General features: G+C 64.1%; 14 protein-coding genes and 1 pseudogene. 7 read left to right on the top strand and 8 right to left on the bottom strand.

Annotation, left to right across the window (positions count from 1 at the left end; all coding sequences use genetic code 11):
* Positions 1 to 50: 50 nt before the first annotated feature.
* Positions 51 to 290 carry a DUF2188 domain-containing protein gene (locus ACT6QU_RS18265; RefSeq protein ID WP_444836996.1) on the top strand — a complete coding sequence of 80 codons (240 nt, stop codon included), beginning with the start codon at positions 51 to 53 and terminating at the stop codon, positions 288 to 290.
* 389 nt (positions 291 to 679) lie between these two features.
* Positions 680 to 2,464 carry a monovalent cation:proton antiporter-2 (CPA2) family protein gene (locus tag ACT6QU_RS18260; RefSeq protein ID WP_444836995.1) on the top strand — a complete coding sequence of 595 codons (1,785 nt, stop codon included), beginning with the start codon at positions 680 to 682 and terminating at the stop codon, positions 2,462 to 2,464.
* 703 nt (positions 2,465 to 3,167) lie between these two features.
* Here the strand turns inward: ACT6QU_RS18260 and ACT6QU_RS18255 are convergent.
* Positions 3,168 to 3,431, bottom strand: coding sequence for a DUF1488 domain-containing protein (locus tag ACT6QU_RS18255; RefSeq protein ID WP_444836994.1), 264 nt, complete (start codon positions 3,429 to 3,431; stop codon positions 3,168 to 3,170).
* A gap of 269 nt (positions 3,432 to 3,700) precedes the next feature.
* Here ACT6QU_RS18255 and ACT6QU_RS18250 point away from each other — a divergent pair, with 269 nt between their 5' ends.
* From ACT6QU_RS18250 to ACT6QU_RS18235, 4 genes are all read left to right on the top strand, one after another.
* Positions 3,701 to 4,018 carry a co-chaperone GroES gene (locus ACT6QU_RS18250; protein WP_444836993.1) on the top strand — a complete coding sequence of 106 codons (318 nt, stop codon included), beginning with the start codon at positions 3,701 to 3,703 and terminating at the stop codon, positions 4,016 to 4,018.
* Positions 4,019 to 4,065: 47 nt separating this feature from the next.
* A complete protein-coding gene (groL, locus tag ACT6QU_RS18245; RefSeq protein WP_444836992.1) occupies positions 4,066 to 5,694 on the top strand; it encodes a chaperonin GroEL in 1,629 nt (542 codons plus the stop codon).
* 70 nt (positions 5,695 to 5,764) lie between these two features.
* A complete protein-coding gene (locus ACT6QU_RS18240; protein WP_444836991.1) occupies positions 5,765 to 6,157 on the top strand; it encodes a hypothetical protein in 393 nt (130 codons plus the stop codon).
* 77 nt (positions 6,158 to 6,234) lie between these two features.
* The gene (locus tag ACT6QU_RS18235; protein WP_444566041.1) at positions 6,235 to 6,402 is read left to right on the top strand and encodes a hypothetical protein; all 168 of its coding nucleotides are present in this window, start codon (positions 6,235 to 6,237) and stop codon (positions 6,400 to 6,402) included.
* A gap of 103 nt (positions 6,403 to 6,505) precedes the next feature.
* Here ACT6QU_RS18235 and ACT6QU_RS18230 read toward each other — a convergent pair.
* The 7 genes and pseudogenes from ACT6QU_RS18230 to ACT6QU_RS18200 form a co-directional block, all read right to left on the bottom strand.
* A pseudogene (locus ACT6QU_RS18230) lies at positions 6,506 to 7,271 on the bottom strand (IS5 family transposase).
* A gap of 74 nt (positions 7,272 to 7,345) precedes the next feature.
* Positions 7,346 to 8,407: an ABC transporter ATP-binding protein gene (locus ACT6QU_RS18225; protein ID WP_444564241.1), complete on the bottom strand. Its 1,062-nt coding sequence runs from the start codon at positions 8,405 to 8,407 to the stop codon at positions 7,346 to 7,348.
* The gene (locus tag ACT6QU_RS18220; RefSeq protein WP_444564242.1) at positions 8,404 to 9,192 is read right to left on the bottom strand and encodes an ABC transporter permease; all 789 of its coding nucleotides are present in this window, start codon (positions 9,190 to 9,192) and stop codon (positions 8,404 to 8,406) included. Before ACT6QU_RS18220 ends, ACT6QU_RS18225 begins: the two co-directional genes overlap by 4 nt.
* The gene (locus ACT6QU_RS18215; protein WP_444564243.1) at positions 9,189 to 10,076 is read right to left on the bottom strand and encodes an ABC transporter permease; all 888 of its coding nucleotides are present in this window, start codon (positions 10,074 to 10,076) and stop codon (positions 9,189 to 9,191) included. The genes ACT6QU_RS18220 and ACT6QU_RS18215 overlap by 4 nt, the downstream gene beginning before the upstream one ends.
* A 287-nt stretch (positions 10,077 to 10,363) precedes the next feature.
* Positions 10,364 to 11,422, bottom strand: coding sequence for an ABC transporter substrate-binding protein (locus tag ACT6QU_RS18210; protein WP_444564337.1), 1,059 nt, complete (start codon positions 11,420 to 11,422; stop codon positions 10,364 to 10,366).
* Between the two features lie 190 nt (positions 11,423 to 11,612).
* Entirely contained in the window at positions 11,613 to 12,884 is a 1,272-nt protein-coding gene (locus ACT6QU_RS18205; RefSeq protein ID WP_444564244.1) for a glycerate kinase family protein, read from the bottom strand.
* Between the two features lie 80 nt (positions 12,885 to 12,964).
* Entirely contained in the window at positions 12,965 to 14,383 is a 1,419-nt protein-coding gene (locus ACT6QU_RS18200) for an SLC13 family permease (protein WP_444564245.1), read from the bottom strand.
* A gap of 168 nt (positions 14,384 to 14,551) precedes the next feature.
* On the opposite strand from ACT6QU_RS18200, the gene ACT6QU_RS18195 reads away from it, so the two are divergent.
* On the top strand, positions 14,552 to 14,817 hold a 266-nt coding region (locus ACT6QU_RS18195; RefSeq protein ID WP_444836990.1), incomplete at its 3' end, for a hypothetical protein.

Raw genomic sequence — 14,817 nt, 5'->3', positions numbered from 1 at the left:
CTCCGCTGCGAGAACCAGGCAGAAGCACTCCAACGGCAGGAGCGATGCAGATGAGCGACTTGACCTATCGGATCGTCGAACATGACGGTGGCTGGGCCTATCGAGCAGGCGAGACCTATTCGGAAACCTTCTCCAGCTACGACGCGGCCTTTGGCGCAGCCCGGCGGGCGGCCTGCAGGCAACTGCGGCCTGGCGAGACCACCGGCATCATCTGGGAAGACGCGACCGGGCACTGGCACGCTGAACTCTCGCGCGCCGGTGATAGGCCCCAATCGCAGGCCATCGGCTGAGACAATTCTGCAGTTTTGCCCATACCAGCCGGATCGTCAGGCCCACTGCGCTGGACTGCAAGGACTGCCTGAGGTCAGCAGTTGGCGGGCTCAACTGCGTTTGTGCCTCAGATGCAACCATCTCGGCTACTGCGACCATTTCGCGAACCGGCACGCCGAGCCCGTGACGAGCCCACGGACCCTGATCATTGGGTGCGATCAATCTGTGTCTCAACCAGGTGCGCCGGCGATGTTGCGGGTCCTTGAGCCGCATGGCCCCGCGATCGGCGAGAATCGGCCAGACCGGAGGACCATCGTTCGCCGCCGAAAGTGATCCGGCGGCTGACACCACAGTGGGAACGACACCTGGCGCTGCAGCGCCAGCTTTGTAAGTCTTGAGGAGCGAGCCGATGGCTGCAGAGGGATTGGGGCCGACTATTGGTCCGGTGGTGGTGCTGATGGGAGCGGCAGTGATTGCCGTGCCGCTGTTCCGGCGTCTGGGGCTGGGGTCAGTGCTGGGGTATTTCGCCGCCGGTGCGCTGGTGGGGCCGTCGGTGCTGGGGTTGTTCACCGACCCCGACACGATCCTGCATTTCGCGGAACTGGGCGTGGTGATGTTCCTCTTCATCATCGGGCTGGAACTGCGCTCGCAGAAGCTCTGGGGCCTGCGGGGGCAGATCTTCGGGCTGGGTCTGGCGCAAGTGAGCCTTGCGATTGCCTTACTGTGGCTCGCGGGCATGGTGGTGTTCGCGCTTCCCTCAGTAACAGCGTTCATCGCAGGTGCCGGGTTCGTCCTATCCTCGACCGCCGTCATAATGTCCACCTTGCAGGAACGCGGGGAGATCGGCAGCCTGGAGGGACAGAAATCCGTCTCGATCCTGCTGTTCGAGGATCTGCTGATCGTACCCTTGCTGGCGGTCGTGGCCTTCCTGTCGCCTGTCGGACAAGGCGAGAATGGGCTCGGCGCGGCAGCACTGGCCTTGGCCGGGCTGTTGGCGCTGCTTGTGGCTGGGCGTTGGCTGCTCGGTCCACTCTTTTCACTTCTGGCGCGTGCGCGTGCACGCGAGGTGCTGAGCGCCGGGGCGCTGCTTGTGGTGCTGGGTGCCGCACTGTTGATGGAGACGGTGGGTTTGTCGATGGCTATGGGGGCCTTTCTGGCCGGCGTACTGCTCTCCAGCTCCAGCTATCGCCACCAGATCGAAAGCGATATCGAGCCGTTCAAAGGCCTTTTGATGGGGCTGTTCTTTCTGGCCGTCGGCATGTCGTTGGACCTCGGCGTCATCGCTGCGGAATGGCCGTTCCTGCTCGCCATTTTGGTGGCTTATGTGCTGGTCAAGGCAGTTGCCATCTATGCCACGGCGCGGGCCTTTGGCGGGGCCAACCTGGTGGCGTTGCGCCGCACCGTCATGTTTGCGCAAGGGGGCGAGTTTGCCTTCGTCCTCTATACGGCCGCAGTTGCAGGCGGGGTCATCGATGCGCGGGAAAATGCAATCTTCTCGACAGTCGTGATCCTGTCCATGGCGATCACGCCGCTGATCATAATCGCCGCCGACAGGCTGTTGCGCGACCCCGGTTCCGCGCTGGATGGCGTGGATCCGGCAAGCGGGCTGCGTGGGCAGGTTCTGGTGATCGGCTTCGGGCGGTTTGGTCAGATCGCCCTGCAGATGCTGCTGGCGCGGGGAGCGCAGGTGTCGGTGATCGACAACAACCCCGACCGTATCCGAGAGGCTGCGCGCTTTGGCTTCAAGGTCTTTTACGGCGATGGCACGCGATTGGACATTCTGCGCAACTCGGGTGCTGCGCAGGCGCAGGTGGTCCTGATCTGTGTCGATGATCGCCGCGCCGTCAGTAGCATTGTCGATCAGGTACAGCACGAATTTCCGAGTGCGGCAGTGCTGGCACGCAGCTACGATCGGGGCCATTCGATGGAACTGATCCGCGCGGGAGTGGACTTTGAAGTTCGTGAGACAGTGGAATCGGCGCTGCTGATGGGGGCCGAGGGGTTACGCCGCCTTGGCTGGGATGAGGTCACAGTAACCGAGGCACTGGAAGATGTCCGCGGTCGCGATATGCAACGCCTGGCCGAACAGGTGCAGGGCGATATCATGTCTGGGCGGGACAAGATGCTCACCACGCCAGTGCCCGAGCCTTTGACCCCCGCACAACCAGTGCAAAGAAAAGGAGATGCGTTCTAGACGAAGCGATCTTTGTTTGCAGATCCGCGCCTGGCGGGTTGGAAGACATACCCCCGCCTCGACAAGCCCTCATGAACTCTGCAACCGGGATCGGGTGGTTGGGCGAACATCGGCTCTTTGAGTTTCTCCGCCGAAACCGGACCGTCAGCAGTCGGCCCCCGTTGCGACGGAAATCGATTTCCGATCGGTCGGTAACGCCGCTGGTTTCGAACTTCGGCAATGGGGTGGATTCCTGCCCGACCGCTTCTGAGCAGTGGACCTGGGAAAGCTGTCATTCAGGGGGCACACACACATCGACGGTACAGTGCGCCCTCTTCTTGACGAGTGAGACTCTGTGTTAGGCCCGCGCCTAGCGGAGACAAACAAGCCGGCAGATCGTTAGGCAGGAGCGATCGATTGGTGTTATGGCATTTCGTCGGCAGGCACTCCAGGGCTCTGCCGATTGAGGGCACAGATCATACCCTAGCCCCAACCAAAGGAGGACAGCATGTCTTCCACGCATCTTTTCATCACAAGACGGTCAGCTCGCCGATACGCTGCTCACGGAATTCCGGTCACAAGCTTCCGCGGGGAGTTTTGACCACGAGGCTGCTGGAGTGGACCCCGTTTCACCGGACAGTCGGCGGTTGGGTTTAGGCACTGAGGCGCAGGAATTCGCGCGGTGAGTCGCCGTAACCAAGGGGACAGACGGCCGATCAAATGTCTACAGGAAATCCGTGGCTGTCAGCACATAGGAACTTCGGCGACCATGCGAATAGGCCTCGCGCGCCACGCCGTGAATCGACTTGCGCGCGGCATCGAACGCCGTCAGGCAATCTGCTTCCGACGGGGCCGCCCTGCCCGGCCTCGCCAGCGCGCCGGCCTCGACGAAGAACGGCACTTCGAACATGCCGTCATGACCGATGAAGCGAACCGCGTTGCGCGTGTCGTCGAAGCTGCGGCTGCAGTTAGGAAATTCTAGGGTCACTGCGGCGCTCCTCGTCCACATCAATGCCCCTTGCAGATATGAATGAACCTATCGCGAAGCAAGGAAAAACCGAATTTAACTTATACGTCCGATGAAACTCTTAAAGCAACTTCAGAAATCCTGTGTTTTCAACAATGAGACCGACCAATTTTCTCGATCCGATATTTTGGAAATGGACGGAAATATTTTTGGCACTCCTATCTTTCGAGTGCCAAGAGCGCTACATAGACGCAGTGGTCGCCCTATGAGCCGGCCGCGGAAAGAACCCAATGAAATTCCGCCCACTCCACGACCGCGTCGTCATTCGACGCGCGGATAGCGAACTCAAATCCAGGGGCGGCATCATCATTCCCGACACTGCGAAGGAAAAGCCGCAAGAGGGCGAAGTGATCGCCGTCGGTCCCGGGAGCCGGGACGAGAGCGGCAAGTTGGTCTCACTAGAGGTCAGGGCCGGCGACCTCATCCTGTTCGGTAAATGGTCCGGAACCGAGGTGAAGATCGACCGCGAGGATCTCCTGATCATGAAGGAGAGCGACATCATGGGCATCATCGAGGAGACCGAGGCGGCCGGCAAGATGGCCGCCTGAACGGACTCTCCGAGCCTCCACCCGCAAGACCCAACTGGACGAACACCATGCCCGCCAAGGAAATTAAATTCGCCACCGATGCGCGCGACCGCATGCTGCGCGGCGTCGAACTGCTCAACAACGCCGTCAAAGTCACGCTCGGGCCGAAGGGGCGCAACGTCCTCATCGACAAGGCCTACGGCGCGCCGCGCATCACTAAGGACGGTGTCACCGTCGCCAAGGAGATCGAACTTTCCGACAAGTTCGAAAACATGGGCGCGCAGATGGTTCGCGAAGTCGCCTCCAAGACTAACGACATTGCCGGCGACGGCACCACGACTGCGACAGTTCTCGCCGCGTCGATCCTGCGCGAGGGCGCTAAGCTGGTCGCTGCCGGCATGAACCCGATGGATCTGAAGCGCGGCATCGACCTCGGCGTAGTGGCCGTCGTCAAGGAAATCCAGGCGCGCGCCAAGAAGGTCAAGTCCTCGGAAGAGATCGCTCAGGTCGGCACTATCGCGGCAAACGGCGACGTCGCGGTCGGCGAGATGATCGCCAGGGCGATGAAGAAGGTCGGGAACGAAGGCGTCGTCACCGTCGAGGAAGCCAAGACCGCCGAAACCGAACTCGAGGTCGTCGAGGGCATGCAGTTCGACCGCGGCTATCTCTCGCCCTATTTCATCACCAATGCCGAGAAGATGCGCGTGGAATTGGATGATCCCTACATTCTCATCCACGAGAAGAAACTCGACAACCTTCAGGCGATCCTGCCGATCCTCGAAGCGGTGGTGCAGAGCGGCAAGCCGCTGCTCATTATCTCCGAGGACGTCGAAGGCGAGTCGCTGGCCACGCTCGTCGTCAACAAGTTGCGCGGCGGCCTGAAGGTCGCGGCCGTCAAGGCACCCGGCTTTGGCGACCGCCGCAAGGCTATGCTGGAAGACATCGCCGTGCTCACCGCCGGCCAGATGATCTCCGAGGATCTAGGTATCAAGCTGGAGAGTGTCGCCGTCACCATGCTCGGCCGCGCCAAGCGCGTTGTGATCGAGAAGGATACAACCACGATCATCGACGGCGGCGGCGATAAGGCCACCATCGCCTCGCGCGTGCGCCAGATCAAGGCGCAGATCGAGGAGACAACCTCGGACTACGACAAGGAGAAGCTCCAGGAGCGCCTGGCGAAGCTCGCCGGCGGCGTCGCGGTGATCCGTGTGGGCGGCGCGACCGAGACCGAGGTCAAAGAGAAGAAGGACCGCATCGACGACGCACTCAATGCAACTCGCGCGGCGGTCGAGGAGGGCATCGTGCCAGGCGGTGGCGTGGCACTGCTGCGCGCCAGGTCCGCACTTGCAGCCTTGGCGGGCGGCAATGCCGATGTGGATGCAGGCATCTCCATCGTGCTAAGGGCGCTCGAAGCGCCAGTCAGGCAGATCGCCGAGAATGCTGGGGTCGAGGGTTCGGTCGTCGTGGGTAAGCTTACGGACAGCAAGGACCGCAATCAGGGCTTCGACGCGCAGACCGAAACCTATGTCGACATGATTAAGGCCGGCATCGTCGATCCCGCCAAGGTGGTTCGCACCGCCTTGCAGGACGCTGGCTCGATCGCGGCTCTTCTGATCACCGCCGAGGCGATGATCGCCAACATACCGCCTAAGGATGCGCCCGCGGCCGGCAATGGCGGCAGCGGCATGGGCTACTGAGCGGTGCCGAACCCCTCGGCCTTCGCGGCCGCCAACGGACCTTCAACAGCACTCAGCAAGGAGCACGTCAATGGCCATGCAGAACAGCAGCAAGAAATCCATGTCCCAGCGCTGGGACGATTACCAGCCGACGAAATCGACGCTCGTCTGGGCGTGCATCGGCGCGGTCGCCGCCGCGATCATCGTTGGCTTCAGCTGGGGCGGCTGGGTGACCGGAGGCACGTCACGCACGGCGGCGACGACCGCAGGCGATGTCGCGCGCGGCGAACTGGCGTCGGCCATCTGCGTCGAACGCTTCAACGCTGAGCCGGATGCCGAGCCGCGACTTGTCGAGTTCAAGGCGATCACGGACGGCTTCAAGAAGCGCCAGTTTATTGAGGCGGGGGGATGGGCGACAATGCCAGGGCAGACAACCCCCGACCGGCGCGGCGCAGAAGGATGTTCGACCGCTCTTGCCGCGTAAGACTGGCGCGACCTGAAACGGCAGTCGCCGGGACGAATTTCCCGGCGAGCCTCACTTCCAACCTTCAAGGAAGACCGATGATTACCTTCACGAAGAAGGCCGACACCCCGCCGAGGCCCAAGGACGACGAGGAGAACCGGTTCGAGCAGATCCGCAAAACGGCACGGGAACGGCATCAGAAGTCCGACACCGACGGTGCCCGCCGCCGCGACAGGCAGACAGCCGAAGACAACCGATTGATCTGATTGGCACGCGCTCTTTCCGCAACGCAAGGTGAATGCGGCCGCCATCTGTCGCGTCGGACGGTTGGCTTTCCTACCTGTCGCGAAACAGCGTCAAACGGATTGACTAGGTGACCGACTCATAACTCCGCAACCATATGCGGATTGATGCGAGTTGGACCGAAGCGAGGAAGTTGTCGTCGCGCTTGTCGTATCGGGTGGCGATGGCGCGGAAGTGTTTGAGTTTGTTGAAGAACCGTTCGACCGCGTTGCGCTGGCGGTAGACCCATGCGCTGAACGGGAAGGTTTTGACGCGGTTTGGCATGGATCGGATGTTGGCCCATGCGCCGCGTTCGGCCATTGCTGCGCGAAGCGCGTCGCCGTCATAGGCGCGGTCGGCAAGAAGGATGTGCCCGGCCTCCAGCGTTTCGAACATGTCGGCGGCCGAGCGGCCGTCGTGAGCCTGGCCCTCGGTCAGTTTCAGCCGGATCGGACGTCCTTCGGCATCGACCAGCGCATGGATCTTAGTGGTCAAGCCGCCGCGCGAGCGACCCATGCAACGGGATCGCTCGTCTTTTTTTGGCCGTTGGCGGCGTGCTGGTGGACGCGGATCGAAGACGAGTCGATCATCTGCACGTCGCCGTCGTAAGCGGCTGATACGGCTTCAAGAATACCCAGTGGCCGGCTCGGCGCCACCGGTTGAACCGGTTGACGCAGGTCGTGTAGGGACCGTAGCGCGCCGGAATGTCAGCCCAAGGCGCTCCCGTGCGCAGCCGCCAGAAGATGCCGTTCAGAACCTTGCGGTCATCGGCGCGCGGCACACCGCGCACCTTCGTCGGAAGCAGCGGCTGGATCACCGACCACTCGAAATCCGTCAGATCGAAACGCGCCATAAACACCTCCTGTCGATTGCAGGAAGGGAATCACACCGCAGAGCCCTTGGGAATCTCGTTTATGGGTATGTCACCTAGTCTTCCATCACGAGCAGATCGCCTGGCGCGAAGCTCACGGTCACGAGGTCGCCCGGCTCGGGCGGCGGGGCGGAGGGGCTGTTGAAGGTGTCGAGCGAGACAGTGCCGGTGCCGACTGCCACGCGCACGCGGATCACCGAGCCGAGGAACGACACGTCGCGAATCGTGCCGGACAGATGCGCGCCGCGCGCCTCGTCGCGGCCGAGCGTCACGGATTCAGGGCGCAGTGCCAGCGTGATCGCGTCGCCCGCCTGCCGGTCGGCAAGGCGATAGCCCAGCGAAACGGTGCCGTCGCCGATCGAAACGGTGCCCGCTGCCGGGTCGACCACACGGCCTTCGAGCGTGCTGAGCGTACCGACGAACGACGCGACGAAGCGCGTCGTCGGCCGGTTGTAGATCTCGAACGGCGTGCCGACCTGGTCGGCGCGGCCCTCGTTCATGACCACGATGCGGTCCGACATGGAGAGCGCTTCTTCCTGGTCGTGCGTGACGTAGATCGTCGTGATGCCGAGTTTTTTCTGGATGGCGCGGATTTCCTCGCGCAGCGACACGCGGATCTTGGCGTCGAGCGCGGAGAGCGGCTCGTCGAGGAGCAGCACCTGCGGGCGCACGGCGAGCGCGCGGGCGAGCGCTACGCGCTGCTGCTGACCGCCGGAAAGCTGGAACGGAAAGCGCTCGGCCAGGTGCGGCAGCTTGATGATCTCGAGCATTTCCGCCACGCGCGCATCGATCTCGGCCTTCGGCCGCCCGGCGACCTTCAACCCGAAGCCCACATTTTGCGCGACGGTCATGTTGGGAAACAGCGCATAGGCCTGGAACACCATGCCGATATTGCGCTGGTTGGGCTTGAGGTTCACCACGTCGCGCCCGTCGATGCGGATTACGCCCGATGTCGGCTGCTCGAAGCCGGCGACCATGCGCAGCGTCGTCGTCTTGCCGCAGCCGGAGGGGCCGAGGAACGAGACGAACTCGCCTTTCTCGACGGCAAGGTCGAAATCCTTGACGACGCGGGTGCCGCCAAAATCCTTTTGAAGGTTGGCGATTTCGAGAAAGCTCATCGGCGGGCCATCGTGTGTTTCTGGAAGCGGGTGACAAGCTGGATCAGGCCCATGCATGCCCAGGTGATCGCGAACGCGATGACCGCGAGGGCGGCGGGCTCGTAGGCGCGGTTGGCGCCGATGAGCTGGAGATAGGGGCCGAAGGCGGGTCGGTTCAAAAGTGCGGCGAGCACGAATTCGCCGATCACGATGGCGAAGGTCAGGAACGCGCCGGACAGGACGGCGATGAGGACATTCGGCAGGATCACGCGCCACATGATCGTCAGCCATCCGGCGCCCAGACTCTCGGCCGCCTCGGTCAGCGTGCGCACGTCGATGGCGCGAAGGCCCGTATCGACCGCGCGGTACATGTAGGGCAGCGACAGCGTCATGTAGCCGAACATCAAGAGCAGGTTCGTGCCCGCCGCGGTGCCCGTCAGCGGCAGCCAGGACGAGGTGTTGTAGAGGCGGATATAGCCGAACACGATGACGATCGGCGGTATCACGAGCGGCAGGAGCGTGACGAATTCGATGAAGGGCCGCCAGTGCGGCAGCTTCAGGCGTATCCAGTAGGCGGTCGGCACGATCAGCACCACGCCGGCGATGATCGTCGCCACCGCCATCATCACCGAATAGCCGAACGTCGCCTGAAAGCGCGGATCGGCGAGCACCGCCCAATAGGCGTCGAGCGAATATTCGCCGCGCCGCATCTTCAGCGAGAATTCGACGGTGCCGATCAGCGGCAGGGCGAAATAGGCGATGCCGAGAATGAGAAAGAGCCAGGACCAGAAGCGGTTCGCCTTCATTTGATCCACCGCTCCGCGCGGCTGCGCAGCCAGATATAGACGAAGTTGGCGATGCCGGTGATGACGATCATGCCGAAGGCGAGCGCGTAGCCAAGATGCGGATCCTGCAGCACGTCGCCGCGGATTTGCGCAAAGAGCAGGATCGGCACGATCGAGAGCGACGAGCCGGTGAGCGCATAGGCTGTGGCGACGGCGCCAAAGGCGTTGGCGAAGAGCAGCGCGAAGGTGCCGAGCAGCGTCGGCCAAAGGATCGGCAGCGCCACCATGCGCCAATACTGGAAGCGCGAGGCGCCGAGGATAGCGGCCGCTTCGCCCCATTCGCGCTTCAGCCCGTCGAGTGCCGGCGTCACGATCAGGATCATCAGCGGGATCTGGAAGAAGAGATAGGTGAGCGTGAGGCCCGAAAAGGACAGGATGTTGAAGCCCATGCCGTAAATGTTGATGCCGAACCAATCGCGCAGGATGAGCGTCACGAGGCCGAGCCGGCCGAAGGTCGCCAGAAACGCAAAGGCGAGCGGGACACCGGCGAAATTGGAGGCGACGCCGGAGAAGGTCACGAGCGGCGAGCGTATCCACGACGGCAGCCCGCCGATCGTGATGGCCACCGCCATCAGGAAGCCGATCAGGCAGCCGAGAAAGGCCGAGGCGAAGGAGATGCGGATCGAGATCCAGTAGGCCGACATGATCGACGGCTGGAAGAGGTTCGCGATGTTGTCGAGCGTGAACTCACCCGCCGGATTGCGGAACGCGCCGGTGATGATCTGCAGCGTCGGCAGGATCAGGAACAGGAGCGCGAAGGCGAGGAACGGCACGACGCCGAGCCACGCCAGCGACAGCGAGCGCCGGGCGGGTTGGGGGGCGGGAACGTGGGGGATGTCGGTCATGAGGAACTCATCTGGCGAACCGCAATGAGAAAACAGGCAAGGGTTTGAAGCGCTTTCGTTTAGTCGCAACCCCCTCTGGCCTGCCGGCCATCTCCCCCTCAAGGAGGGAGATCACGCGCGCCGCCGACACCGCCGGCACCCTGGCCGTTTGATCTGGGTGACGACGAGACTGATCTCCCCCCTTGAGGGGGAGATGGCCGGCAGGCCAGAGGGGGGTGCCTAGCGGTGCGTTCGCCATGAGAGAGTATGCACCCGGCCGAAGGGCCGGCCGGGTGCAGGTCACATCACTACTGAACGTTCGCGCCGACGGTGGAATCCCACCCGGACGTGATCACGTTCTTGGCCGCTTCCTGCTCTTCGAGAGTAGGGAAATAGGCCTTCTCGTAGGATTCAGCCGGCGGCAGGGCGTCGAGCAGTTCCTGCGGGATGACGCCGCGTTCGACCATGTCGTTGAAGCGGATCGGGTGGCAGTAGCCCTTCAGCCAGCCGAGTTGGCCTTCGTCGGAATAAAGATATTCCATCCAAAGCTTGGCGGCGTTCGGGTGCGGCGCATAGGCGCTGATCGCCTGCACGTAGACGCCGGCGAGGACGCCGGTCGCCGGCACGACGACTTCCACCGGCGGGTTGCCGTTGAGCGCGTCGCGGCCCGAAAGGGCGTTGTAGTCCCACCAGATGACGATCGGCGTCGCGCCCTGCGCGAGCGTGCCCGACTTGCCGATGGTGGGCACGAAATTGCCCTTTTCGTTGAGCTGCTTGAAGAAGTCGAGGCCGGCCGTGCCGGAGGCTTCGCCCGCATCGGCGCCGGTCGCCATGCCGGCGGCCTGCACGCCCAGGATCGCCTGGTTCGACGCGCGCGGGTCGCCCGCGAGCGCGATGGAGTTGGCGTATTCGTCCTTGAGGAGGTCCGCCCAGTCGGCCGGCACGTTCTCGACGATGTCGGTGTTCACCGCGAACGAAAGCACGCCGTAATAGTCGCCATACCAGTGGCCGTCGGCATCCTTGACGTTTTCGGGGATCGAATCCCAGGTCGAGACCTTGTAGGGCATCAGAAGCCCTTCTTCCTGCGCCTGTGGGCCGAACGCGAAGCCGACGTCGAGCACGTCGGGGGCCTGCGGGCCCTTGTTGTCCTTGTTGGCGCGCACGGCTTCGAGTTCGTCGGCCGAGCCCGCATCCGGGTTCAGTTCGTTGACCGTGATCTCCGGATATTTCGCCTTGAAGCCGGCGATCACCTCGCCATAGCCGCACCAGTCATGCGGCAGGGCGATGGTCGTCAGCATGCCTTCTTCCTTGGCCGCGGCCTCCAGCTCGGCGAGATCCTGCGCCGATGAGATCGACGTCGTCACCATCAGCCCGGCGGCGATGGCCGACAGGATGTGCCCCAATTTCGTCATACCCGTTCTCCCTGAGAAAAGACGCCTTCTTGACGCCTGCGATGCGGCTACTGCCGTTGCGTGACAGTGACATGACGAAACGTGCAATCTCGCCCGCGGCATTTCAGACTTAACTACTTTTCCGCAAGGGCAGCAATCGGTTAAGTTAACCGGCTACCGGAATTTCGCGCGGCAGCGCGCGGGGAAACGGAACGACCGTCGCGCCCGTTTGCTGGCGCGCGAGGCGGGGGCGTCGAAATCGCCGATCGGTCACCTGTGGACCCTCCGCCAGCATCAAGCCGACGAGGATCATGCGCGTCGCGTCCTCGGCCGCGCGCACCAGGAACTTGTCGGCCTTCTCGATCGCCTCGTCGAGCGAGCAGGGGCGCTTGACGATGGAGGCGAAGGCGTCGATGCCGTGGGCGAAATTCGAGGCCGCGCCCTTGCCGATCGTGCCGGCGAGCGCGATGACCGGCAGGCCGCGCAGCTTGGCCCGGCGCGCAACTTCCACCGGCACCTTGCCGTAGGGCGTCTGTCCGTCGAGGCTGCCTTCGGCGGTGATGACGAGATCGGCTTCGTCGATCAGCGCGTCGAGGTCGAGATACTGCATCACGAGGTCGTAGCGCGGGTGGAGCACGCCGCCGAGAAGACCCATGACCGCTGCGCCGATCCCGCCCGAAGCACCTGCGCCGGGCGCGTCCGCGACGCGCACGCCGGTAGTGGTCTCGATCAGCGCGGCATAGGTTTCCATCGCGCCTGACAGAAGGTCGACTTGCGCGGGCGTCGCGCCTTTTTGCGGGCCGAATACGCGGGCGACGCCCTTCGGTCCGGTCAGGAGGTTGTGCCAGTTGACGGCAGCATCGATGCGCACGCGGGCGAGACGCGGATCGCGGCCGCCAACGTCGATATGCGCCAGTTCGGCAAGTCCGCCGCCGCCCGGCAGCACGCGATTGCCGTCGCCGTCGAGAAAGCGCACGCCGAGTGCTTCGGCCATGCCCGCCCCGCCATCGTTGACGCCGCTGTCGCCGCAGCCCAGCAGGATGCGCGTCGCGCCATGATCGAGCGCGGCGCGGACGAGTTCGCCGACGCCGTAGCTCGTGGTGCGCGTCGGGTCGCGCCGGTCGCGCGGCACGTGGCGCAGGCCGGCGGCTGCTGCCATCTCGACGACCGCTGTCGGCCGGTCCTGCCCGCCCATCATCCCGAAGAACGCATCGACCGGCTCGCCGACCGGTCCGGTCACGCGGACGGGATGAACCGTGCCGCCGGTCGCCTCGACCAGTGCCCGCGTGAAACCTTCGCCACCATCGGCCATCGGTGCCTTGAGAATGCGGGCGGAGGGCAGGGCGCGCTTGACGCCGGCTTCGATGCGGGCGGCCACGGTCTTGGCCGAAAGGCTTTCCTTGAAGCCGGAGGGAGCGATCAGAATGGTCATCGACATGGGAATTCTCGCCTTGGGAATGTCTGTTCGAGGCGATGACGTTCGACGCCTGCGTCTATTCCCTTCGCCGGCGAAAAAGATCAGCCACCCAGTCCCTGTAGCGGCCAGACGACCAGCGCGAAGAACAGGAGTGCCGCCACGAAGACCGGTAGCAGCCATGCCGCCAGTTTCAGCAGGTCGCCCTGGTCGAATGGCTGCCCTTCCGCCTGGCCGAACAGCATGACCGGCTTGGCCGACACCATCAGCGTCTGGCAAAAGCCGCTCGCGATCGTCACGACGAAGATCAGTGTCGTCGGATCGGTGCCGAAGCGTGAGAGCGGCAGGGCAAGCGCGGGGATGAGCACGGCGGCGCGCGCGGTGCGCGAAATAATGACGAGATGGGCGAGCGCGGCGACGATCACCGCGATCGCGATCGTCAGCGCCGGGCTTAGCGCCGTATCGAGCGAGCCGACCAGCCGGTCGACAAGAAAGGCCGCCGCGCCGGTCTCGAGCAGCGCTTCGCCGACGACGAGCGTCGCCGCGAGGAAGAAGAGCAGGTTCCAGTCGACGTCCTTCAACGCGTCCTTGAACGCGATCCCCGAGACCGCCTTCGAGGCGGCGAGCAGGGCAGCGGCGAGCGCGATCAGCGCGAGATCGATGCCGTGCCAACCGCCTGTCGCCCAAAGCGCAACCGTTCCGACGATGATCGCCGTCAGGCGGCGGTCACCGGCTTTGGGTCCGCCCGATGTCGCAATCGCACGCGCCAGCGGCGCCTTGTCGGCGCCGGTCAGGAACAGGCGCTGGATCGCGAAATTCGCCGCAAGGCTCATCGCCAGCGAGAATGGCGCACCGAGCAACGCCCAGTCGAGATAGGAAATCTCAGGACCGTCGATCTCGTCGATGAAGCCGAGCGCGATCAGATGCGCCCCCGCTCCCGTCAGCGACGCGCCGGCCGAAAGCAGGATGACGCTCGGAAACAGAAGCGCCAGCGCCTTGGTGACGCCGGGCCGTCCGATCGCCGCCGAAAGCGCGGCGAAGACCGGCAGCAGGATCGCGGCGCGCGCTGAGGTCGAGGGAATGAAGAAGGCGGTGACGAAGATGATCAGCGTCGCCGCCATGAAGATCGCAGGCACCGAGCGGAACAGGGCGATCGCGCGCATGGCGTGGCGCTCGGCGAGACCGGTCTGCCTGATGACGGCGGCAAGGATGAAGGCCGCGATCAGGAGCCAGATGATCTCGTTGTCGAACGTGTCGAAGAGGTCGTCCTGGTCGGCCGCGCCGGTCGCCGCGAGCGCCAGGAAGGCGATGATGGCGACCGGTGTTTCGGGCAGCTTCAGGATCAGCCAGCCGGCCATCATGGCGATGAAGATCGCAAGCGTCGCGCGGCCCTGGAAGGCGAGGTCGGCGAGGAAAAATGCGATCGCAAGCCAGGCAAGGCCGACGCTCGCCGCAGCGACGAGCCATTGCCGCAGGCCGGCGGCAAGGATCGGTCGGGTCAGGGGCAAAATGGCTGCGGGCATTGCTGTCGTCCGTTTTCTGTTGGTCGACGAACGTCCGCACCGGCGTTCTATTCCATCAGCCGGTGAAATCAGCCGGCCTGGAATAAACCGGCCGACGTCCCGTTTGCCGCTCGTGACCGGCCAGTCCGCAAGGCTCCGCCGGCCTCGTTCACGAAACAGGAGGTCAAGATGAAAGACGTTTCCAATAACCTGAATTCGCAAGCCGAACCGGTATCGCTCGGCCGTCGCCGCGCACTCGGCCGGATCGGCCTGCTCGCTGCCGCCGCCTACAGCGCGCCGGCTCTTCTGCAGCTCAGCCAGGCGCATGCGTCCGGCGCCGGTTCCGGCGGTGGCGCAGGCTCCGGCGGTGGCGGCGGCGGTGGCGGTTCGGGCGGTGGCGCCGGTTCCGGTGGTGGTGGCGGTGGTTCGGGCGGCGGTGCCGGCTCGGGTGGTGT

Origin of the sequence: Aliihoeflea sp. (assembly GCF_052435475.1) — a bacterium.
Lineage (GTDB): Bacteria > Pseudomonadota > Alphaproteobacteria > Rhizobiales > Rhizobiaceae > Aliihoeflea.
Note: the sequence above shows the minus strand (reverse complement) of the source record. Positions and strands in the feature narration are given on the sequence as shown.